Source organism: Mariprofundus ferrooxydans PV-1, from assembly GCF_000153765.1.
Lineage (GTDB): Bacteria > Pseudomonadota > Zetaproteobacteria > Mariprofundales > Mariprofundaceae > Mariprofundus > Mariprofundus ferrooxydans.
Genome location: NZ_DS022294.1, coordinates 1,277,666 through 1,299,996 on the forward strand (window position 1 = coordinate 1,277,666; position 22,331 = coordinate 1,299,996).

Below are 22,331 nucleotides of genomic sequence, written 5' to 3' on the forward strand. Positions count from 1 at the left end.
ATGTTTTCTGAATCAATGCCTGTAACCGCCCCAAAGCGGACATTCGAGCTTCGAGTTTTCTTATCTACAGTCAACCCTTATAGCGACGGTATTATTTAATGTATTACTTAGCAAAGACAACAATCCTGTTATTTAGCTTATTGCTAATGTTTGTTTTGCCTGGGTGCGCCAGTGGGCCTGCAAAGCCTAAAGTCGAAGTTCTGGAGTCAATCGGACCTTTTAATTATGAAATGAGCATTGATGACGTGCAAAGTACTTTGAATAATAAGGGGCAGGCGGTTTTCAAAGCACTTTATGGGAAAGATTCGTATGTTCTTCTTAACTACTATTTTAATTATTTTAATAAATCATACGTATTTGCATTTAAAAACTTCAAGCTAATTGCAATAATTGAAGAGCCGGTTTTTATAGAGGCGTGGGATGCAGCTCTTAATTCAGATGATGAGCTTGGAAACCTACCTTTTGAGCAAGGGTTAGGTAAACTGTATGAGGAACTGGTTAGCCGAAAAGAGAATATCATATATGATGACTTTGTAGACATTGAAATAAGTCACAGGCAATGGGTTCAGAAGTCAGAAAGATCAACCTCGGCTAATGTTAGTGGTGGGCTGACAATGTTAGCCCTTATTCCTATTGTTTTACCGATGGCCCCAGTTGCACTTATGATGGCCCCAATGGAAAAAGCAAATCAGAAGTTAATTGAAAGCAATAGGAAGGTAATCTCAAGCATCCACCTGGGGGATTCTGTTGCGCATGTAAAAGAACTTCTGGGGGAGAAAGGTTTAGCAGATCCAAAAAGTAAAAAGACAGCTTATGAAGTATTTGCACATGAACTCATCTTTGGGATTAGGGATGGAAAGGTTGAGTGGATTAGTTCATATCAAAAATATCAGATGATTCAAAAGTTGCAGCAACTTCAAGGCTTTAGATGGTAACTTTATATTGAGTGACCGCTTTTGGCCGGAAGCTGACGTTGGAAAGCAGGGCAAACAAAAAAACAGTTGGAGAGGCTAACCAATGATGCATGAACATCTGATTATCGGGCTGGAAGGCACTGAGCTGACCGAACAGGAGCGCATCTGGTTGAAAGAGAAGCCGCCACTGGGAGTGATTCTGTTTGCGCGCAATACCGAAAGCCCTGAGCAGGTGAAGGCCCTACTGGCCGAGGTGCGGGCATGTACCGGGCAGGCGACATGGGCGGCGATTGATGAAGAGGGCGGGCGCGTCAATCGCATGCCGTGGGCGCCGTTTAATCAGCGTCGTCATGCGGCCGAATACGGGGTGATGTACGAGCGCAATGCAGGTACTGCTGTTCAGGCTGTGTATCAGGACAGCTTTGTTGCGGGAGAGGCGTTGAAAGAACTGGGTTTTACGCATAACTGCGCGCCTGTGCTGGACCTGTTTCATGCCGACGGGCACGACATTATTGGCAAGCGGGCTTACGGGGCGGATGTGGCACAGGTGGCGGCACTGGCAACGGCCTGCATGCGTGGCCTGCATGACGCCGGAATCGAAGCGGTGGGTAAACACTTTCCGGGGCACGGGCGCGCCAATGCCGATTCACATGTAGCGGTGCCTGAAGTGCATGCTCCGCTGGCCTCGATCCTTGAGGAGGCCGAGCCGTTTGCCCGCCTGATTGCCGAAGGATTGAAGCATGTGATGACGGCACATGTGATTTATACCGATGCGGTTAAGGATGTGGCGACGGTTTCACCGTTCTGGGCGCGTCATGTGCTGCGCGAACGCATGGGCTTTTTCGGCTCTGTCTGGAGTGACGACCTGTGCATGAAAGGGGTGGGCGAAGATGTGCCGTCTGCGGCCTCAGCCGCATTGAAGGCCGGTTGCGATATCCTGCTCGTTTGTCTGCCTGAGGGTGTCAGGCAGATGTACGCGCACCTTTAATCGTTCACAGTTGCAGCAGGCCGGCTGGCCGGTGCATCAGGCTTCCGGGGTGAAAACCCAGCCGCCGTGGCTGGAAAACTCCAGCCGTTCCAGGCCCATTTCTTCAAGATGTTCAATGTGCTGATTCTGACCTTTGCCTTCCAGTTTTACTGAATCGAAGCGGAGCGCTACGCTGTTGCCAACGACGTGTACAACCGTACATTCGGCCTCGATGGATAACTCATGGCGGATATGACCGAGCCGGATGGTGGCCTGACAGGAGCTGCCCGTAGCGGGTGGGTTGTTGCTGCGCAAAAACATCCCGTGCATGGCCAGGTCGATGATTTCGCCTTCAAGTGTGCTTCCATCCTGTAATGCGATGGAAGCCGTTGCGGGAACACCTTCGGATACTGGTTTTTTATTATTGGCCCGGGGCTTCATGCCGCATCTCCTTCTTGGGTCAGGGTGATATGGTCAAGTCATCTGATGCATGCTTGAGGTTTTCAGGGGGTGAAAATCCAGCCGCCGTGACTGGAAATTTCCAGGTGCGCCTGCTCCGGATCATCTGCATGATCAACAACCAGTTCCTCCAGCTTGGGGGCGCTTTCCACTTTAACTGATTCGAAGCGTAGCGCTATGCCCTTTTTGTCGGTGCGGACCACCGTGCCTTCGGTGATAATCGGTAGCTCGTGCTTGAAATGGCCGAGCAGAATGCTGAGCTGGCAGCGGGTGCCCATGGGAAGGGCGGTGTCACTATGCAGAAATACGCCGCTCATGCTCAGGTCTACGACTTCAACGCCGAAGGGCTCTTTACCCTCCGGGCTCAGTACTGCCCCGACCGATACCTTGGAGCGACTGTAGTTTCTGTGGTTGTGATGCGTCTTCATATAAAAACTCTCTTCCTGCAGTAATTGCTGCAGTGCGTTAGTTGATTCATCGTGCCGCGCAAGTTGTAATGCAATTATATGCAAATCGGGTGCTAAAAAACAGCAAAGGTTTGCTTCCTGCGCTGACAGGCTAAGGTTGAAGCTGCAACTTATAGCTGCACACGGGGAGATATGATGAGAAGCTTTACTGAGAATAAGCTGTTGCTGTTGATGGTAGTGGCCATTGTCGCAGGTGGCATCTCCGGCTTTGTCTGGGGCGAAGCGATGGGGTCGGTGGCATGGCTGGGAGAGCTGTTTCTTACCACACTGAAAATGCTGATCGTGCCGCTGGTTGCGGCCAGTATTATTACCGGCGTGGCCGGGCTCGGTGATGTGCGCAAGCTCGGGCGCATGGGCGGATATTCGGTTGCCTATTATGCATGTACCACGCTGATCGCAGTCGCTATCGGCCTGTTGATGGCCAATCTCTGGCAGCCGGGTGTGGGCGTGGATCTGGCATCGGGAGGCGCGGCGCCCACGCCGGCAGTCGGAGATGTCGGCATTACGGATCTGATTCTTTCGCTTGTGCATGCGAATATTATTGATGCAGCAGCCAACATGAAGTTGCTGCCGATTATTGTCTTCTGCATTCTGCTCGCAGCAGCGCTCTCCACGCTGGGTGAGAAGGGTCGGCCGGTTATTCTGTTTTTCGAGGGTCTGAATGAGGCGATGATGCGAATCGTGGAGTGGGTGATGCTGTTCGCTCCGATAGGTGTGTTTGCCCTGATCGCTTCCAAGCTGGGTTCGGCGGGTGGTGGTGACGCATTCATTGCCCAGTTGGCCGGCCTGGCCAGGTATGCGCTGGCGGTCATTTCCGGGCTGCTGACGCATGCGATAGTGCTTTCGGTCATCCTGTGGATATTTGCCCGTCGTTCCATTGCAGTCTATTTAAGACATATGGGGACGGCGCTGATGACGGCCTTCTCCACCGCCTCATCCAGTGCCACGCTACCGCTGACGCTGGAGGGAGTGAAGCTGGCCGGTGTTGATGAGAAGGCGCGCCGTTTTGTACTGCCGCTCGGGGCCACGATGAATATGGATGGAACAGCCCTGTATGAAGCGGTGGCCGTGCTGTTTATTGCGCAGGCGTACGGTATTGATCTTAGTTTCGGCCAGCAGATGCTGGTATTGCTGACTGCCACGATGGCTGCGATTGGCGCGGCCGGGATTCCGGAAGCAGGGCTGGTGACCATGGTGATTGTGCTGGAGGCGGTGGGGCTGCCGCTCGATGGCATCGGTCTGATTCTGGCCATCGACTGGTTTCTTGATCGTTGCCGGACCACGATCAATGTTTATGGCGATGCGGTCGGCGCTGCCGTAGTCGGTCGTTTAACGCAGGAAAAACAATAATAACGGGCTATGACCTTGCTCTGAGAGTGATGGTGTCAGATGGGCGGATGAATAAATATTTGCATGATGCGATTTCTGTCGTTATGGTTCGCCGCCCTATAAAAAGGAAAGCAGAAATAAGAGGAAGAACGTTCATGTCTTTGGCGCTGGAAGAAAAAAACACAATCATTGAAAATTTTCGTCGTAATGAAGGCGATACCGGTTCACCGGAAGTGCAGGTTGCCCTGTTGACGGAGCGTATCAATCAGCTCGGCGGTCACTTCAAGGACAACCACAAGGACCATCACTCACGCCGCGGCCTGCTTAAAATGGTCGGTCAGCGCCGTAACCTGCTTAAATATTTGAAGAAAGAAGATTTTAGTCGTTATCGTACCCTGATCGAAAGTCTGGGACTGCGTCGCTAAACAGTTTCCGGCGGCCCTGAAAAGGGCCGCCTTTTTTCTTTTTTGTCGCTTTGCAACCACGCCAGGGACATGCGCGTTAAAAAGGAATCCAATATGTTTGATGTTAAAAAAACGCAGGCTGAAGTTGCTGGCCGCACTATCTCATTTGAAACAGGACGCGTAGCGCGTCAGGCCGGCGGATCCATTCTGGCCCAGGTCGGCGATGTCGTCGTTCATGTTGCTGCAACCTGCGCCAAGCAGCCACTGCAGGGCGTGGATTTCATGCCGCTCACCGTTCACTATCAGGAAAAAACCTATGCAGCCGGTCGTTTTCTCGGCGGCTTCTTCAAGCGTGAAGGTCGCCCATCCGAGAAGGAGACGCTGACCTCCCGTCTGATCGACCGCCCTATTCGACCACTGTTCCCCAAGGGCTACTTTCATGAAACACAGGTGATTGCTACGGTCATGTCCGTTGATGAAGGCACCAATCCGGATATCGTTGCCATCAACGGCGTATCTGCCGCTCTGGCGATCTCCGATATCCCGTTCGCCGAGCCGATTGCCGCTTCCCGCGTTGGTCTGATTGACGGTGAGTTTATCCTCAACCCATCCTATGAGCAGGTGGCTGAATCTTCGCTGGATCTGATCGTTGCCGGTACCCGTGATGCGGTGCTGATGATCGAGTCTGAAGCCAAGGAGCTCTCCGAAGAGCAGATGATTGATGCGATCTCTTTCGGTCAGGCCGGTTATCAGCCTGTCCTTGATGCGATTGAAGAGCTGGTCAAACTGGCCGGTAAAGAGAAGCTGGTGATTGAACTGGCAGGCGGCAACTCCGATGTGCAGGACGCTGTTAATGCGGCCTTCGAAGCGGATGTCCGTGCAGCCTATGCAATTACCGACAAGTCGGCGCGTGCCGCCAAAATCGAGGCTTTCCGTGCAGCAGCGCAGGCGAAGTTTGCCGGCACTGAAGATGCACCGGGCGCATATTCATCCAATGATGTCTCTTCCGCGATGAAGAGTCTGGAAAAGAAAGTGGTGCGCCGCTCTATTATTGCCGGTAACCCGCGTATTGACGGCCGCGCTACCAATCAGGTGCGTGCCATTGATTGTCAGGTAGGCGTGTTGCCGCGTACACATGGCTCCGCGCTGTTTACCCGTGGCGAGACTCAGGCACTGGTTACCATCACGCTCGGTACAGAATCTGACATGCAGATGACAGAGTCGCTGGAGGGCGTGGCCAAGCAGCGCTTTATGCTGCATTACAACTTCCCGCCTTACTCTGTGGGTGAAGCACGTCGCTTCGGCCCTCCGGGTCGTCGTGAAATCGGCCACGGCCGTCTGGCCCGTCGCGGTGTGGAAGCGGTACTGCCGTCCATGGAGAAATTCGGTTACGCCATTCGTTCCGTATCTGAAATTACCGAATCCAACGGCTCATCTTCGATGGCTTCTGTTTGCGGCACCTCTCTGGCGCTGATGGATGCAGGCGTACCTGTGAAGGCTGCCGTTGCCGGTGTGGCGATGGGTCTGATTCTGGAGCAGGACGGTTATGCCGTACTGACCGATATTCTGGGTGATGAAGATCATCTGGGCGATATGGACTTCAAGGTGGCCGGTACCCGTGAAGGTGTTACTACGCTGCAGCTGGATATCAAGATCGGTGGTCTGACCCGCGAAATCATGCAGGAAGCACTGGCACAGGCACATGCCGGTCGTATGCATATTCTGGATGAGATGGCGAAATGCATGGAGACACCACGTGGTGCGATTGCAGATCATGCGCCGCGTATGTTCACGATGAAGGTCAAGGTGGACAAGATCCGTGAAGTGATCGGAGCCGGCGGCAAGGTGATCCGCGGTATTGTGGAAGCAACCGGTGCCAAGGTGGATATTGAGGACGACGGTACGATCAAGATCTTCGCAGTGACCGGTGATGCCGGTGAAGCGGCGAAGAAGATGATTGAAGATATCGTAGCTGAAGTTGAAGTCGGCGCGATCTATACCGGCAAGGTCGTCAAGCTGATGGACTTCGGTGCATTCGTACGTGTTGTCGGTGGTACTGACGGGCTGGTTCATATCTCCCAGATTGCCAACCATCGCGTTGAAAAAGTGGCGGATGAGCTGAAAGAGGGTCAGGAAGTACGCGTCAAGGTGCTGGAAGTGGATCGTCAGGGCAAAATCCGTCTCTCCATGAAGGACGTTGAAGACTGAAAGCAGCATTGCTGAATCAGGGTTGATCTGAATGAAGAGGGGCGGGCTTTTGTCCGCCCCTTTTTCGTTTGAGGATGCGGTTGTGTTGCATCAGAGGAACCGTTGAGATGCAAGGAAAAGGACAGTATGGTGATGATGTATGAATAAGCCGTTTTATCAGGAGACCCGTTTGCCGGATGGCCCGCTGGTACTCAGTTGTGCTATGCCCGAAGCGCAGAGTGTGGCACTGGGTGTATTTGTCGATGTAGGCAGCCGGGATGAGGTTACTGCTCAGGCGGGCATGAGCCATGCGCTGGAGCACATGCTGTTTAAGGGTACAAAACGTATGGATGTCCATGCGCTGGCCGAAAAGCTCGATGAGCTGGGTGGCAATGCCAACGCCTTCACCTCGCGCGAGCGTACATGCTTCCACCTGCATGTGCTGCATGAGCACTGGCAGGAGTCACTGGCCGTGCTGATGGATATGGTGCTTGAGCCGGCTCTGCCTGCGGATGAGTGGCAGCGCGAACGCGAAGTGATTTATGCCGAGATGGCGATGGTTGATGATACGCCGGAAGAGTGGGTGATGGATCAGCATGTCGAGGCGCTGTTTCCGGATCATGCGCTGGGGCGTCCTGTGCTCGGTACGCATCAGGCGCTGTCAGAGATGAATGCGGACGCACTGCGCAGTTACCTGCAGCAACACTACAGTGACGGGCGCCTGCTGATTGCTGCAGCAGGCCGGATTGATCATGCCGAGTTGGTGGATGCATTGTCCGCACTATCTTTCCCGCAGACAGACAGGGCACTGGATCGACTGCCGCCGGCGACACTGGCACGCGGGTTACAGCCGCTGGAGCGGGACGGAGAGCAGGCGCAGATGGTGCTCTCCTATCCGGGCATTACCGTGGCATCTGACGAGCGACCTGTGGCCTGGCTGGCCAATCAGATGCTGGGCGGCGGCATGAGCTCGCGCCTGTTTCGGGAAGTGCGTGAAAAGCGTGGTCTGGCTTACAGTATCGGTTCGCACCTGAGTATGCTTAGCGATACAGGCGTCTGGAGTGTGACCTGCGGCTCGGAGCCGTCGCGAGCCGACGAGTGCGCCGCGGTATTACAGGATGTACTGGGTGGTTTTGCTGCTGATATCGGTGCTGAAGAGCTGGAGAGGGCGAAGCGGCAGCTGGAAGTGCAGTTCCGTATGGGACTGGATTCGGTGGAAGGTCAGATGCTGCACCTGGGCGGGCGACAGGATGAGGCAGTGCTGTTATCGCCGCTGCAGTGGCTGGAGAAGATACGCAGTGTGGATGTGGAAACCGTGCGCAGCTGGAGTCAGCAGAAGCTGCAGCAGGGCAAGCTGTGGAGTATTGCCGCACCTGAGTGCGCGCTGACACAGGTTTGTGATAGAATTGGCCCATCATGTTAGAAACTATCAGAGAAGACATACATACAGCTTTTGACCGGGACCCTGCGGCGCGCTCCAACTGGGAGGTGCTGACCTGCTATCCAGGCTTGCATGCCATCTGGATGTACCGGGTAGCACACGTCTGCTGGCAGCGCGACTGGCTATGGCTGGGGCGTTTTATATCGCATGTGGCACGCTGGCTGACCGGTATCGAGATTCATCCGGGTGCGACCATTGGTCGGCGCTTTTTCATTGATCACGGCATGGGTATTGTGATTGGTGAAACGACAGAGATCGGCGATGATGTGACACTGTACCATGGTGTAACGCTGGGCGGCACGACATGGGAAAAGATCAAGCGTCATCCGACATTGGCCGATGGCGTGATAGTCGGCGCCGGCGCCAAGGTGTTGGGCGCGATCACCATTGGCGAGCAGTCGCGCATAGGTGCTAATTCGGTCGTCTTTCACGATGTGCCGGAGCACTCCACGGTGGTTGGTATTCCGGGCACGGTGGTGGGCTCCACCAAGTCGCTGATTGAGGATGGCAAGATCAATCTGGATCACCATCTACTGGCTAATCCGGTGGCGGAAGCACTCGGACATGTGTTGAAAATGATTGATGATGTCAATGCACGTGTGGATACCTTTCATCCTCGCCCTACGGGCGACAAGGCGAAAGAGGTCAAGCAACTGGATGAGGATCGCGTCAGTGAGCAGGAGAAGCTGGAGCGTTTTCTCGGCGGCGGGATTTAAGCGGACAGTCTTAAGGGCCGGTGCAGAGGGTGCCGGCGCTGGCTCCTTGGTGATGCATGGCTTTGACAGCCTCGTTTTTTCATACTTGACTAAAACAGTCGGGATTATAATATCCGACCCTGATACAGGGTTATTACCCCGTGGAGGTTTGATATGCGACTGACCAGTAAAGGCCGATATGCCGTATCGGCAATGGTGGATCTGAACAAGCAGCAGAATGACGGACCGGTGACATTGGCGGCTATTTCCGAGCGCCAGTTTATTTCGCTCTCTTATCTTGAGCAGTTATTCCGCCGCCTGCGTGAAAACGGGCTGGTGCGTTCGGTGCGTGGTCCGGGTGGCGGTTATTTGCTGGCCAAGGATGCGGTGGATATTTCGATAGCCGATATTATTCGCGCTGTGAATGAGCCGGTACGTACGACCATGTGCGAGAACGGTGTGCGCGGTTGCCATCGCGGCAATCGTTGCGATACGCATCAGTTGTGGGAATCGCTGGGGCAGCATATTTACCGCTTTCTGGATGCAGTGAGTCTGGCCAAAGTGTGTGAGAGAGATGTGTTCCTGGATCGTATTGATCTGGGCGATGTGGATGCCTATATGCCCGTATCCAGAACCATGCCCGATTCGGCAGTGAAAATTGAAGCGGTATCTTGATCATAATGCTACCTGTCCACCTGTACGCGAGGCACTGGATGCCATGTTGCAGGCGGCCTCGGAAGCATCCGGCAATCCATCCAGTTTGCACTGGGCGGGGCGGGCAGCCCGAAGGGTAGTGGATGATGCGCGCGAAGCGCTGGCCCGTTATGTCGATTGTGAATCCGGCAGTGTTGTATTCACATCCGGCGGTACTGAAAGTAATAATATAGCGATTCACAGTGTCCTGTCGACCTGCAAGCCCGGACGCATTGTGACGACGGCGATTGAACATCCGGCTGTTTTAAAACCCCTGCAACAGTTTGTCGCAGAGCAGCCGGCTGATGCCGGCTGGGAGTTGATTCAGGTGCGTCCGGATCAGAGCGGTGTGGTATCAGCCGATCAGATGATCCGGTCCGTTTCCGATGATACGCGTCTGGTTTGTATGATGCTGGTCAATAACGAGAGTGGCGCCGTGCAGCCGGTGCAGCCGGTGGCGGCGCATTGCCGGGAGCGCGGCGTACCGATGCTGGTGGATGCCGTGCAGGCGCTGGGTAAAGGCGATGTGCATTTTCGCCATCTGGATGTGGATTTCATGAGCTTGTCGGGTCATAAAATCGGCGGCCCGAAAGGCGTGGGGGCGCTTCTGGTCCGGCGCGGGGTAAGGTTGCACGAGTTGACGCCCGGTGGCGGGCAGGAGCGCGGCCGGCGCTCGGGTACCGAGAATGTACCGGCTATCGCAGGCTTTGCCGCGGCGCTCGGTGTTATAGATTTTGCCGCCCAGGCACCTGTGCGCGATGCCTTTGAACAGCAGCTGAAAACAGAGATACCTGAAGCGGAAATTATTGCCGAAGATGCCCTGCGTACGGCCAATACCAGTCTGGTCGTATTGCCGGGGATGGATGGTGAAACGATGTTGATGCAGCTGGATCTGGACGGTTTTGCCGTTGCTTCCGGCTCTGCATGCTCTTCCGGTAAACGTGAGGCATCGCATGTGCTGCTGGCGATGGGAATCCCGGATATGCGTGCGCGCAGTTCTATCCGCGTCAGTTTCGGGCCGACGAGTAGTATGGATGATGCGCAGGCGCTGGTTGCTGCACTGGTGAGTGTACGCAGGCGATTAAAAGGTATGGCAGGTTTGGCTGCCTGATGGAGTCTGAAGTGATGGATGTTGAATTGACCGATGCGGCAAAAAAGCGTGTGCGCGAACTGGTATCTCAGGCCGGCTGCAAGGGGCTGCGTCTGGCAGTGAGGCCTGCCGGCTGTTCGGGACTGGAGTATCTGATGGACCTGGCAGAGGGACCTTCTGAGGGAGATCTGGTGCGTGTCTGCGATGGCTTTGAGCTGTATGTGGATGCTCCGTCCTATGCCACGGCGCTGACCGGCTTGCGGCTGGACTTCCAGCAGGACCTGTTATCGTCCGGCTTTGTCTATAATAATCCGAATCAGAAAGGAGCCTGCGGCTGCGGCCAGTCATTTTCCGTGTAAGCTGGTTTATATCCCTGTGAAACAGAAAAAGGCTGCCATTGGCAGCCTTTTTCTGTTTCAGGATTAAACGCCCTGGGATTTCAGATACTCTTCGTAGGTGCCATGGTAATCGACAATGCCTGCCGGAGTCAGCTCGATAATACGTGTGGCAACCGAGGAGATTAATTCACGATCGTGGCTGACAAAGATCAGGGTGCCCGGATAGGCTTCCAGTGCAGTGTTCAGGGATTCGATGAATTCCATATCCATATGGTTGGTCGGCTCGTCCAGCAGCATCACATTGGGGTTCTGGAACATGAACTTGCCGAACAGCATGCGTCCCTTTTCGCCACCGGATAGTGCTTTGACCGATTTCTTGATATCATTCTGGGAGAACAGCATGCGACCGAGGTTGCCGCGGATCTCCTGCTCACCGTGCTCTTCTCTTTTCCACTGTGCCATCCAGTCGAAGACGGATATATCCTCGGCAAAATCAGCCGAATGGTCCTGAGCATAGTAGCCCAGCTTTACATTCTCCGACCATTTGATTTCACCTGAAGTTGGCTTCAGATCGTCGGCCAGACAGCGCAGTAGCGTGGTTTTGCCAATACCGTTGGAACCAATTACAGCTACCCGTTCGCCGACAGTGACCATCAGATCAAAGTTTTCAAACAGCGGACGCTCATCAAAGGCTTTGCTCAACTTCTCAAGCTTGAGTGCGACACGAAACAGTTTCTTGTCCTGATTAAAACGCATAAAAGGACTGACACGGCTTGAAGGTTTTACTTCGTCGAGCTTGATTTTATCCAGCTTCTTGGCACGGGACTGGGCCTGCGTGGCTTTGGATGCATTAGCCGAGAAGCGGCGCACGAAAGCCTGCAGCTCCTGAATCTCCTCTGTCTTCTTGGCATTGGCTGTCAGCAACTGCTCCTGCACCAAAGCTGCCGCTTCCATGTAGTCGTCATAGTTGCCCGGGTAAACGCGTAACTCGCCGTAGTCCAGATCGGCCATGTGGGTGCAGACACTGTTCAGGAAATGACGGTCATGGGAGATGATGATCATCGTGCCTTTCTGGGCATTGATCACTCCTTCCAGCCAGCGGATGGCATTGAGGTCCAGGTTGTTGGTCGGCTCATCGAGCAGGATGATCTCCGGGTTACCGAAGAGTGCCTGTGCCAGCAGCACACGCAATTTCATGCCGGGTGCGATAGATTTCATCAGGTTATAGTGATCATCCACCGGGATGCCCATGCTGATCAGCAGATCGCCCGCATCAGGCTCGGCACTGTAGCCGTCCAGATCGGCAAACTCGCTCTCCAGATCACCGGCACGCATGCCATCTTCTTCGCTTAGTTCATCCTGAGAGTAGAGGTGATCCCGCTCCTGTTTGATCTTCCACAGCTTTTCATGGCCCATCAGGACGGTATCGAGCACGGTAAACTCTTCAAAGGCGAAGTGATCCTGGCGCAGTTTGCCCAGTCGCTCATGCTGATCAATGCTGACAGTGCCGGCAGTAGGCACCAGATCGCCGCCGAGAATCTTCATCAGCGTGGACTTGCCGCAGCCGTTGGCGCCGATCAGTCCGTAGCGATTGCCGTCACCGAATTTTGTTGTGATGTTTTCAAACAGGGGTTTGTCCCCGAATTGCATGGTAATACCGGATGTAGAGATCAAGGCGTGTTCCGTTGTGACAGAGATTAACCATACGAACATGGAATGTGGCGATGGCTTGGAAAGAGACGCAGCTTATGGTTGTGTATGCGATATACAAGCCCGGATGCTCAATTATCCAGAGCAATCGCATTAAAACGACCCTTTATTCATGTACTGAATATTCAATCCGTAGACGTACTGCAGCTGGTCGGAATATCGCAAGTAAGGACTTGTATCAGCTATGGGGGCTGTTGATGTTGCTTAAAAGCCCTCCTTTTAGATCTGCCTCGGTATGAATATTTTCGCGGAGTAGAGCGGCGGAGCCGTGGCCGCTAAAATATTTAGAGCCTCCTCAAAAACATCCATCTACCATCCAGTGGAAGCGTCCGCGAAGCGGGGATGCATGCCAGTCAAACGATCGCCAACGCCGTCATCAAGCCTCAGCATGCCCCTGAGCCATGTTGTGCAGGCATCCATGATGGCTGATGGGCGCAAAAAAGGCAGCAAAAACCTGAGCAGGGCAATCAGGTTCATCACCAGGAAGATGCTCCGCACCCATGCCTCAGAGGTTGAAGCCAAACGGGCGCGTATTTGATTGAGCCGGTAACCGTTTTTCCCTTGCCCGAACTTGCCTTCGACAGGGATGCGACTGCGCTCATCCTCCCTGCGCTGGCGCTTGAGCTGTTTGATCTCATCCATATTCTCCGATGTAACCTTCCTTGGCCTGCCCAAAGGCCTGCCGCCAAAGCGGATGCCATGCTCCTTCAGCCACCGCCGATTCGCGCGTGTGCCGTAGATGCCATCAGCCAGCACCACCTCAGGATAAAAGCCGAAGCGCGCCTTGTATCGCTCCACCTGTGCGATCAGATCCTGTGACTCATTGAATGCATCCCAATCCAGATGATCTACAAATGCCAGTTTGCCAATCATGCTGACGCTCACCTTTGCGCCAAACTCCACCGGGCGGCCAGCCTTGCCCCGTACAATCGGCCGCACATGCGGCTGACTGATGCTGACAATACGGTCATCACAGCGGCGGCTCTTCGTCTCATACATCCGCTTCTGCTGCGCATACACATGCTGAATAATCCAGTACTGGCGTTGAAGCTTGTGTCCTAAGGGAAACGGCATGCCGGCCTCCGCCATCAGCTCGTCCAGCATCCGCTCAATATGCCCAAGATTGCGGCGCACATACTGCAACTGCTGGCGGATGCCCTTGCGGATCAGCTTGCCGCCCGGTTTCTTGCGCTTGCTGATGGAAAGAAATACCTTGCGCGCCTGCTGCCTGTAAGTGCGCGGCTTCTTGCCGCCGGTTTGTTTGTGCAGCTCATCAATCAAGGACTCGGAGATCTCACGCGCCTCATTGAGCAGGCCGAGATCCGTCGGAAAGCGGATCATCTGGTCGGCCACCGTCGCATCCATCAGCAGCTTGCCATGGTGTGTCACGTCCTCTGCCTGCGCATCAACCGCATCAACCGGTGCCGGTCGATCCTGGTCGGACCCATCCCCGCAGGAAGAAGGAGGTGACCCATCACCGCCGGACGTGCTGACCCGGGTTGGTTTCCGCTTCTTTTGGATATGCACCGCCCGATCCACTATCGCCTGCTCAAACGCATCAAACACTTCCGCACCCATGCGCTTGCGTATCTCCACGAACAGGCTCGGAACAAACGGCGGTGCATCCACATATGCACCAAGGCCGCAAAAAAACTGGAGATAGGGGTTCTCCTGGATCTGCAATACTGTCTCTTCATCGCTCAGGTTCAGCTTGTGCTTGATGATCAGCGCACCGATCACCAGACGCGCAGGCTTCGCAGGCCGACCCTGCGTCGCGCTCATCACGGAATTGTAAGCCACGGCAAGATCATCCCAAGGCACAACCTCCGCCAGCTTCACCCAACGATTCTCAGAATTCAAATCACATCCAAATGGATGAATAAAGTCCTTCAACTGAAGTTGCCGGTCACTTGTCTCTCGTATCATGTGCAAACCTTTTGCGCCAGATGCGCCCATTCCCTTGCACTTCAGACTACCATGAACATCGCTTTGTCTCAATATATCAATGGGTTGTGACTTTTTGAGGGGAATCTATTTATGCCGAGGGCACCCGAAGGGCAGAGATAGCGGAGGCGGCTTTCTTTCGTCCTTTCTTTGCCGCCAAAGAAAGGACAAGTATATCTCATATACATTGCGTCAGTTCAAGGTCATTCATGTGTTCATATTGAGTGGCTACAATATATTTAATGCAATTGCCCTGCTCAATTATCCCGATAAAGCGATGAGACTTCCGCCTTGTCAGAGCGCCCGGATGGAGGGTCTAATAGGCCTAATAACCCCCGATCCACGGAGCGGGATACTTTTTGTCATTGACGAAGGTTTGTCCGGCCTGACGTGCAGCGCTGATTGTGGCAAATCCTTTGATGCGGACCCGGAACCAGTGGCGTCCGTCAATATTCACTTCCACTACTTCAGGATTGAAGCCTAGAGCCTTGATCTGGCTGATAAGCTCCGGCGTATGCTCCGGTGTGGAGAGTGAAATCAGGTTCAATGCCCACGGCGGCCCCGAGTGATCGGCCGGAATGATGGCGTGATCAACCGGTGTCGCATCGGCCGGCTCGATGGCCGGCGCAGTACTATCTGTGACAAGAGGGTCGCTCGTTACTGCCGCAGCTTCACTGGAAGCAGACTCGCTTGCCGCCTGTTGCGGCTCATCGGAGGGCTGTGCAGTTGTTGGGCTCTCACTCTCGCTGATCGGTGGCTCTACGAGAGCCGGGGAAGCCGGCGATGGTGTCGGGGGAGTGGTTGTATGCTGGCCGCCGAGTGTGAACAGGAGGGCAATGATGACCACTGCACCGACAGCAGCAGCGATAAGAAAATATTGCCGGTGGTTGGTCGGGCGCTTGTCAGGAGTATGGGTATCGGACATGCAGGATAAGTTAGACCTTTACAGTGTGATCGTCCACATTCGTTTGAACTTGTCAGCCGTGCCCCATAGGCTGAGTGTCGAGAGTCAATGGGAGGTTGTTATGTCCAATGTATTGTTATCCATTTCAGGTCATGACCGGGCGGGCATCGTCCGCGATGTGGCCGATGCACTGTTGCATCTGAATGCAAACATCGAAGACTCATCCATGACGGCACTCAGGGGCCGGTTTACGATGATGATGATTGTCAGGCTGCCGGAGGATCGCAGTCTGGGCGAACTGAAAGCGGCGCTGGCGGAGTTGGAGCGACATACTCGCCTGAGCGTACAGTCACAGGTGATCAGCGATGAGGAGGCACAAACGCCGGCGCTGCAACCGGATCATGTGATTACCGTACACGGAGCGGACCGGGTGGGCATTGTGCATGCTGTCACGGAAGCGCTGGCTGATGCTAAAGCCTCCATCGTGGATGTATCGACCGAGCAACGGGATGGTGATGAGGGCGCGGTCTATATGATGGTGCTGGAAGTTGCTGCCAAAGAGTCTGACGAGATGAATGAAGCCCTGCAGGCTGTGGCGCACCGGATTGGTGTAACGGTGGAGGTCCACAAGCTGGATGATGCAATTCTGTAACCAACACGCTGATGAATATGTCTGACGAAGTCATTATGCCTGATATTCTGAAGCATCCGGATGAGCGTTTGAGACAGGTCTGTCCCGATGTCACAGATTTCGGTTCTGATCTGGAGGCGCGCTTTGCGCAGCTTGATGCCGTCATGCGTGCCGCTCCCGGCGGCGTAGGTATTGCCGCCCCGCAGATAGGCTGGCAGCAGCGAATGATTGTGATTGACTGCCGCGAAAGCCTGCGCCCATGCAAAAATAACGGTCTGTTATGGATGAGTAATCCGGTTATTGAGTCTGTAGAAGGGAAGGCGCTGGGGCGCGAAGGCTGTCTGTCGGTGCCGGACTGGGTGGCTATGGTTGAACGTGCCCGCTCGCTGCAGGTCAGTTATGACGATGTCCACGGCGACAGACTATCGCTCGAGAGTACCGGTTTTGAGGCCAGGGTGATCCAGCATGAGCTGGATCACCTGGATGGTATCCTGTTTATTGACCGGGTGGTGTCGGCTCGCGACCTGGTCAGGCGGATGTAGGCCTCGCTTGTCAGGCTGTGGTTATTTTAATCCCAGTCATAGTTGGGCTCGTCATCGCCCGGCTCGGATTGTGGCAGCCCCATCATCAGTTCCAGATCGGTAACAGGGATGTGGCCGTGTTGTTTGCTGACCCAGCTGACGATTTCCGCATGATCTGTAATGGCTGTTTGCTCAAAGGGTGACATGGTCGCCTCCAGTTTGGTGAGATTGATATGGAGAGAAGATGCACCGTGATTGCGACATGAATGAGACAGGAGTATGACATTGATATGACAGTGACAAATTGCAGGCGGTGCGGGTATGCCCGAACTGCCTGAGGTGGAGGTGGTACGCACGGGGCTTGAACCGTGTCTGATTGGCCGCCGTATTCTGACGGTCACCTGTCACAGGCCGAGCCTGCGCTATCCGCTACCGGATATGGGCAGCCTGTCCGGTAGCCGTATTGTGGCAGTCAGGCGCAGATCCAAGTATCTGCTGATCGAGGTCTCTGACGGTCGGGTGCTGGTCTGGCATCTGGGCATGACCGGCCAGTTTCATGTGCTGGGCAGCGAGGTATCTGCAGGAAAGCATGAGCATGTGCGCATTGATCTGGATGATGGCACCTCTCTGCGTTATCGCGATGCGCGTCGTTTCGGCTATGCCGGACTGCTGGCCGCCGATCAGCTGGCTGAGCATCCGTGGTTTGCCACGCTGGGACCGGAGCCGTTGGGTGATGCATTTAACGGCGCATATCTGGCAGAGCTGTGTCGGGGCAGGAAGGCGCCGATCAAAACGGTGATTATGGATGCACATGTCGTGGTCGGTGTCGGCAACATCTATGCCGCTGAGTCGTTGTTTCGGGCAGGTATTCATCCGGGGCGCGCAGCAGGCCGCATTGCCGGCGCGCGTCTGGATCTGTTGGCGAGTTCTATTCGGGATGTGTTGCGTGAAGCCATCAGCGCCGGTGGCAGTACGATCAGTGATTTTGTGCGTGCCGATGGCAGGCCCGGCTATTTTGCCCATGCATTTCAGGTTTACGGGCGAAAGGGGCAGCCTTGTCTGGTCTGTGGTGAAGGAATCAGGCGCATCCAGCAATCCGGCCGCAGCAGTTTTTATTGTATTCGCTGTCAGCATTGAACACTGCCGGCTCTTTTTTCAATACGTGTTTAGCCATAACCCGGGGCAATCCAGAGCTTCTCTGTTATCATCAGCAAGCCAGTTCGTGAAAGATGACGCTGTTATCGGTAAGATGCGCCGACTTTTGATGGCATGGAGGCATGCGTGAAGCAGGCACTGGAACAGGCACTAGAGCAGGCGCTGATAAAGCTGCTGCAAGATCACCCGGATGCAGCGGTTCCGCCGGTCGTATTGACGCGTCCGAAGGAGAAGGAACACGGCGACTATGCCGCCAATGTCGCCATGCCGCTGGCGCGCGTACTCAAGCAGAGCCCGCAGCAGATTGCCGCCAATATTCTCGCTGCGGTTGTCTGGCCGGATGCTGTTGAGGCGGCCGATGTTGCCGGCCCCGGTTTTATCAATATACGTTTGAAAAAAGCCAGTGAAGCCAATGTGTTGAAGACGATTATTCAGCAGGCTGAAGAGTATGGCCGTGTTGCGGCTGCAGCCGATGCCACCAAAGTGAACCTTGAGTTTGTATCCGCCAATCCGACCGGCCCGATGCATGTCGGGCATGGCCGCGGTGCTGTTGTCGGTGATGCGCTGGCAAACTTGCTGGCGGCGACCGGCAATCATGTGCAGCGCGAATACTATATCAACGATGCAGGAGCCCAGATCGGTGTGCTGGCGGGCAGCGTCTGGTTGCGCATGCGTGAATTGAACGGCGAGCAGATTGAGTTTCCCGAGTCGGCCTATCCCGGTGAATATATTGTACAGATTGCCACTGAAGTACTGGCCGCTCACGATTATAAAACGTTGCTGGCGATGGATGAGGATGCGCGTCTGGCACTGATCGGCCAACTGGCGATTGATGCCAATATGGCGATGATCCGGGATGATCTGAATGCCATCGGTATTCACTTTGACCTCTACTTTTCGGAGCAGAGCCTGCACAACAGTGGTCGCGTGAACGAGCTGATTGAGCGACTGCAGGCAGACGGTGTGGTCTATCGCGGCACACTGCCGCCGCCGAAGGGTAAGGAGGTCTCCGACTATCAGCCGGTTGAACACCTGCTGTTCCGCACCACCGATTTCGGTGATGATGTCGATCGCCCGCTGGCCAAGCAGGACGGTACGGCGACCTATTTTGCCGCGGATATCGCCTATCATTATGACAAGCACCTGCGCGGATTCGATCGCATGATTGATGTCTGGGGCGCGGATCACGGCGGTTATGTGACGCGTGTGCAGGCGGCGATGAAGGCGCTGATTGAGCCTGAAGCGGCATCGGCTGCGCAGCCGGATGTCATTCTGGTTCAGATGGTGAATCTGACCCGTGACGGCGTACCGGTGAAGATGTCCAAGCGTGCCGGTACGTTTGTTACCCTGCGTGAAGTGGTGGATGAGGTGGGCCGTGATGCGGTGCGCTTCAACTTTATGACACGCCGGGTGGAATCCCAGCTCGATTTTGATCTGGAAGCGGCCAAAAAACAGAATGACGAGAACCCGGTCTATTATGTGCAGTATGCCCATGCGCGCATTGCAGCGATTCTGCGCAAGGCTAGCGATGAGGGTGTGGTGGTCGGTGAGATTGATGATGTCGATCTCTCGGTGCTCACCTCGCATGAGGAGCAGCGGCTGGTGGCGCATCTGCTGGCCTATCCGGAAGCACTGCTCCGGGCTGCAGACCGGCTGGAAGCCTATCGTGTGGCAACCTATGCAATGCGACTGGCTGCCGATTTCCACAGCTTCTACCACAAGCATCGGGTGGTAACGGATGATAACAACCTGACAGTGGCGAGAATGCTGCTGATTCGTGCCGTTGCACAGGTGATTACGAATGCCCTGGGTATACTCGGCGTCTCTGCGCCGGATCGGATGTAATGGCTAAAAAAGATTTCGCCCATATCAAGGCGCCCAGCCGGCAGGAGAAGAAAGCCGGCCTGAACATGTTACCCTTTGCCATCGTAGCCATTGCCGGATTCTGCTTTGCTGCAGGTTACTGGACTGGCACAGCGCAGCATGATGTAAAGCCCACTGTTTCGCAGAAAGATATGGCTGCCAGACAGGCACGGCTGGATGCAAAAACAGCTGAAATCAACGTATTACAGGCCAGGATTGACGCGCTCGAAGAGCAGGTTGCTATGTGGAAGGGCAAGGCGAAACAGGATGCGCACAGCAAAGTGGGCGATCTGCAGTTTTACACCGACCTGCCCAAACAGTCGGTGACGCCTGCGCCGGTGGTTGAGCCGGCAAAAGAGTCCGGAGAACCGGTGGAACCTTCGCCTGTCAAAGCAGATCCTCATGAGTTTGCATCGTCGGGGCAGGGGGTGGTAACGCCTGTTGCTGCAGAGCCACGGGCCGTTCTCGCCGGCTTCCGCATTCAGATCGCTTCGTTTCGCAGCAGAGTGGATGCAACCGCTTTGCAGAACAAGTTGAATAAGGCGGGTTTCAAGGCCTATGTGCAGACAGTGGATCTGGCTGAGAGAGGGCAGTGGTTCCGTACCTATGCCGGCCCATATGCCAGCAAGGCTGAGGCGGAACAGCGTCTGCCGGCCATTGAAGCGCAGATGCATATGAAAGGGTTGCTGATTCGTGGCGGCTGAAATCAGAAGCAGTTTACGGCACCAGTGGTTGCAGTCGGTGCTCGGTGAGGGTGCTGATGTCCGGCTGCTGGCCGGTGATGCATCATTCAGGCGCTATTTCAGAGTCAGCCATGCAGGTAACGACTATGTGCTGATGGATGCGCCGCCACCGCATGAGGATGTGCGTCCGTTTATACAGGTGCGTGACTGGCTTGAGCAGGCCGGTTTGCGTGTATCCGCACTGCATGCGGCGGATGCAGAACTGGGGTTTCTGTTGCTTGAGGATTTCGGCGATATCACCTGGGCGGTTCATTTGAGCGCTGGTGGTGATGCCGATCCGATGTTTGCCGATGCGCTACGTCAGTTGCGCCTGTTGCAGGATTCGCAGCCCGGCTTTGAGTTGCATCCCTTTGATATGGCGCGCATGCGGCGTGAATGCGATCTGTACCTGGACTGGTATTTGCCGCAGGTAGCAGGCCTCACGCCCGATGCAGGGCAGCGGCAGGGCTTTCATGCCGCGCTGACGGATGCCTTGCAGGAGATTGAAGCATTGCCGCGCGTACCGGTACATCTGGATTATCATAGTCGCAACCTGATGCTGCCTGCCGGAAGCCTGCCGCTGGGACAGATCGATTATCAGGATGCCGTGGCAGGCCCGGTAACCTATGACCTGGCGTCGTTGCTCTATGACTGCTATCAGGATTATCCTGAATCTGTGCGCCTGCAGTGGAGTCGCAGCTTTTATCAGGCGCTGCCGGACCAACTGGCTGCCGCCTTTGATGATTTTGATGAGTGGCACCACAAGCTCCGCCTGACCGCCATGCAACGCCATATCAAGGCGATCGGTATCTTTGCGCGACTGGCGTATCGTGACGGCAAGCGCCAGTTTCTGGGTGAGATCCCGTTGACGCGCAAGCATCTGCTCGAAGAGCTGACGGCTCTCGGTATCGGCAAGAATGAGTGCCCGCTGCTGTTCCGTGCGCCGCAGCCACATGGCTTGTGAATCTGCCTGATAGTTGTCCGACGGCATCATTTGCGTAGGGTGCTGCCCCTTTAGGAGGTCGCCATGCAGATTGCCGACAAGAAAGTTGTATCCATTCACTACACGCTGACCAACAGCGACGGGGCTGTAATTGATTCGTCGCGTGATGCTGAGCCGCTGGTTTATTTGCATGGTGCACAGAATATTATTCCGGGCCTGGAAGCCGCATTGGCCGGCAAGGTCAGCGGTGACGAGCTGACAGTCAGCATTGATGCTGCCGATGCCTATGGTCCATACAAGGAAGAGATGACCCAGGTGGTGCCGCGCAATATGTTTGAAGGCGTGGACGAGATCAAAGCGGGTATGGAGTTTCAGGCTGAGACATCACAGGGAGTTCAGGTGATCCGCATTGCTGCAGTCGACGGTGATGAGATTACCATCGACGGCAATCATCCACTGGCCGGCCAGGATCTGCATTTCGATGTCAATGTGACCGACGTGCGCGAAGCAACCGAAGATGAACTGGCCCACGGCCATGTGCATACAGCAGGCTGCGATCACTAAGCGTCCTGATATTTGATGAAAAGGGTCGCCTGCGGGCGGCCCTTTTTTTTTGCCCTGTAGCTGTTAATGTCCGTTTACGAAGGCATGGCCCTCAAAGGTAATGAGACATTGCAGGATCATGCATCATATGCACGTCACTGCTGTTAAAAGGAAGTTCCTACAGAGATGTGCAAGCAGAGTGACGAGAATCCGATCACCGGCAGGTAGAGCGAATTACATGGTTATGAAACGTGCAAAGCAGAAGCAAAATATACCATCGCAATACTCTGTCCCGGAGTATATCGATCTGCTCATTGCGAATTCAGCTCATCTGAACCAAAGCTCTGCCCTGCTTGAAAAGGCATGTCAGTATGTCTGGGATGCACAGGGTGTCGATCTGCAATGCCAAGC

General features: G+C 54.8%; 23 protein-coding genes. 17 read left to right on the forward strand and 6 right to left on the reverse strand.

Annotated elements, in window-relative coordinates:
* The first annotated feature begins 146 nt into the window (after positions 1 to 146).
* Together SPV1_RS05830 and nagZ are read left to right on the forward strand one after the other, a co-directional pair.
* Positions 147 to 935, forward strand: coding sequence for a hypothetical protein (locus tag SPV1_RS05830; protein ID WP_155806636.1), 789 nt, complete (start codon positions 147 to 149; stop codon positions 933 to 935).
* An 82-nt stretch (positions 936 to 1,017) separates the two neighbouring features.
* Positions 1,018 to 1,902: a beta-N-acetylhexosaminidase gene (gene nagZ, locus SPV1_RS05835; protein WP_009850209.1), complete on the forward strand. Its 885-nt coding sequence runs from the start codon at positions 1,018 to 1,020 to the stop codon at positions 1,900 to 1,902.
* Between the two features lie 36 nt (positions 1,903 to 1,938).
* Here the strand turns inward: nagZ and SPV1_RS05840 are convergent, their stop codons facing one another.
* A complete protein-coding gene (locus tag SPV1_RS05840; RefSeq protein ID WP_009850210.1) occupies positions 1,939 to 2,322 on the reverse strand; it encodes a PilZ domain-containing protein in 384 nt (127 codons plus the stop codon).
* Between the two features lie 62 nt (positions 2,323 to 2,384).
* Positions 2,385 to 2,768, reverse strand: coding sequence for a PilZ domain-containing protein (locus SPV1_RS05845; protein WP_040881689.1), 384 nt, complete (start codon positions 2,766 to 2,768; stop codon positions 2,385 to 2,387).
* Between the two features lie 174 nt (positions 2,769 to 2,942).
* Between SPV1_RS05845 and SPV1_RS05850 the strand changes: the two genes are divergently transcribed.
* From SPV1_RS05850 to SPV1_RS05885, 8 genes are all read left to right on the forward strand, one after another.
* The gene (locus SPV1_RS05850) at positions 2,943 to 4,157 is read left to right on the forward strand and encodes a dicarboxylate/amino acid:cation symporter (protein WP_040881525.1); all 1,215 of its coding nucleotides are present in this window, start codon (positions 2,943 to 2,945) and stop codon (positions 4,155 to 4,157) included.
* Positions 4,158 to 4,291: 134 nt separating this feature from the next.
* Positions 4,292 to 4,561: a 30S ribosomal protein S15 gene (rpsO, locus tag SPV1_RS05855; RefSeq protein WP_009850213.1), complete on the forward strand. Its 270-nt coding sequence runs from the start codon at positions 4,292 to 4,294 to the stop codon at positions 4,559 to 4,561.
* Between the two features lie 93 nt (positions 4,562 to 4,654).
* Entirely contained in the window at positions 4,655 to 6,748 is a 2,094-nt protein-coding gene (gene pnp / locus SPV1_RS05860; protein ID WP_018293836.1) for a polyribonucleotide nucleotidyltransferase, read from the forward strand.
* A 139-nt stretch (positions 6,749 to 6,887) separates the two neighbouring features.
* Complete coding sequence (locus tag SPV1_RS05865; RefSeq protein ID WP_009850215.1) at positions 6,888 to 8,150, forward strand: M16 family metallopeptidase; 1,263 nt, start codon at positions 6,888 to 6,890, stop codon at positions 8,148 to 8,150.
* Positions 8,144 to 8,884, forward strand: a complete 741-nt coding sequence (gene cysE, locus SPV1_RS05870; RefSeq protein ID WP_009850216.1) for a serine O-acetyltransferase — start codon at positions 8,144 to 8,146, stop codon at positions 8,882 to 8,884. Before SPV1_RS05865 ends, cysE begins: the two co-directional genes overlap by 7 nt.
* Before the next feature lie 153 nt (positions 8,885 to 9,037).
* Positions 9,038 to 9,538: an Rrf2 family transcriptional regulator gene (locus SPV1_RS05875; RefSeq protein WP_009850217.1), complete on the forward strand. Its 501-nt coding sequence runs from the start codon at positions 9,038 to 9,040 to the stop codon at positions 9,536 to 9,538.
* Positions 9,522 to 10,667, forward strand: coding sequence for a cysteine desulfurase family protein (locus SPV1_RS05880; RefSeq protein WP_009850218.1), 1,146 nt, complete (start codon positions 9,522 to 9,524; stop codon positions 10,665 to 10,667). Before SPV1_RS05875 ends, SPV1_RS05880 begins: the two co-directional genes overlap by 17 nt.
* Before the next feature lie 14 nt (positions 10,668 to 10,681).
* Positions 10,682 to 11,005: a HesB/IscA family protein gene (locus SPV1_RS05885; RefSeq protein WP_231288296.1), complete on the forward strand. Its 324-nt coding sequence runs from the start codon at positions 10,682 to 10,684 to the stop codon at positions 11,003 to 11,005.
* A 63-nt stretch (positions 11,006 to 11,068) separates the two neighbouring features.
* On the opposite strand, the gene SPV1_RS05890 is transcribed toward SPV1_RS05885, so the two are convergent.
* The 3 genes from SPV1_RS05890 to SPV1_RS05900 all read right to left on the reverse strand — a co-directional run bounded on the left by SPV1_RS05890 (position 11,069) and on the right by SPV1_RS05900 (position 15,563).
* Entirely contained in the window at positions 11,069 to 12,658 is a 1,590-nt protein-coding gene (locus SPV1_RS05890) for an ABC-F family ATPase (RefSeq protein WP_009850220.1), read from the reverse strand.
* A 345-nt stretch (positions 12,659 to 13,003) separates the two neighbouring features.
* A complete protein-coding gene (locus SPV1_RS05895) occupies positions 13,004 to 14,620 on the reverse strand; it encodes an IS5-like element ISMafe1 family transposase (RefSeq protein ID WP_416376562.1) in 1,617 nt (538 codons plus the stop codon).
* A gap of 343 nt (positions 14,621 to 14,963) precedes the next feature.
* A complete protein-coding gene (locus SPV1_RS05900) occupies positions 14,964 to 15,563 on the reverse strand; it encodes an SPOR domain-containing protein (RefSeq protein ID WP_009850223.1) in 600 nt (199 codons plus the stop codon).
* A 100-nt stretch (positions 15,564 to 15,663) separates the two neighbouring features.
* Here SPV1_RS05900 and SPV1_RS05905 point away from each other — a divergent pair, with 100 nt between their 5' ends.
* Together SPV1_RS05905 and def are read left to right on the forward strand one after the other, a co-directional pair.
* Positions 15,664 to 16,194 (forward strand): glycine cleavage system protein R, encoded by a 531-nt coding sequence (locus SPV1_RS05905; RefSeq protein WP_009850224.1) that lies wholly within the window; start codon positions 15,664 to 15,666, stop codon positions 16,192 to 16,194.
* Positions 16,195 to 16,211: 17 nt separating this feature from the next.
* A complete protein-coding gene (gene def, locus SPV1_RS05910) occupies positions 16,212 to 16,715 on the forward strand; it encodes a peptide deformylase (protein WP_231288297.1) in 504 nt (167 codons plus the stop codon).
* 26 nt (positions 16,716 to 16,741) lie between these two features.
* On the opposite strand, the gene SPV1_RS14500 is transcribed toward def, so the two are convergent.
* Entirely contained in the window at positions 16,742 to 16,900 is a 159-nt protein-coding gene (locus tag SPV1_RS14500) for a hypothetical protein (RefSeq protein ID WP_009850226.1), read from the reverse strand.
* Between the two features lie 115 nt (positions 16,901 to 17,015).
* Between SPV1_RS14500 and mutM the strand changes: the two genes are divergently transcribed.
* The 5 genes from mutM to SPV1_RS05935 all read left to right on the forward strand — a co-directional run bounded on the left by mutM (position 17,016) and on the right by SPV1_RS05935 (position 21,941).
* A complete protein-coding gene (gene mutM, locus SPV1_RS05915) occupies positions 17,016 to 17,831 on the forward strand; it encodes a bifunctional DNA-formamidopyrimidine glycosylase/DNA-(apurinic or apyrimidinic site) lyase (protein ID WP_009850227.1) in 816 nt (271 codons plus the stop codon).
* Between the two features lie 144 nt (positions 17,832 to 17,975).
* Positions 17,976 to 19,694 (forward strand): arginine--tRNA ligase, encoded by a 1,719-nt coding sequence (argS, locus tag SPV1_RS05920; RefSeq protein WP_040881526.1) that lies wholly within the window; start codon positions 17,976 to 17,978, stop codon positions 19,692 to 19,694.
* Positions 19,694 to 20,416, forward strand: coding sequence for an SPOR domain-containing protein (locus tag SPV1_RS05925; RefSeq protein ID WP_009850229.1), 723 nt, complete (start codon positions 19,694 to 19,696; stop codon positions 20,414 to 20,416). Before argS ends, SPV1_RS05925 begins: the two co-directional genes overlap by 1 nt.
* The gene (locus SPV1_RS05930) at positions 20,406 to 21,398 is read left to right on the forward strand and encodes an aminoglycoside phosphotransferase family protein (protein WP_009850230.1); all 993 of its coding nucleotides are present in this window, start codon (positions 20,406 to 20,408) and stop codon (positions 21,396 to 21,398) included. Before SPV1_RS05925 ends, SPV1_RS05930 begins: the two co-directional genes overlap by 11 nt.
* Before the next feature lie 63 nt (positions 21,399 to 21,461).
* Positions 21,462 to 21,941, forward strand: coding sequence for an FKBP-type peptidyl-prolyl cis-trans isomerase (locus SPV1_RS05935; protein WP_009850231.1), 480 nt, complete (start codon positions 21,462 to 21,464; stop codon positions 21,939 to 21,941).
* The last annotated feature ends 390 nt before the right edge of the window (positions 21,942 to 22,331 follow it).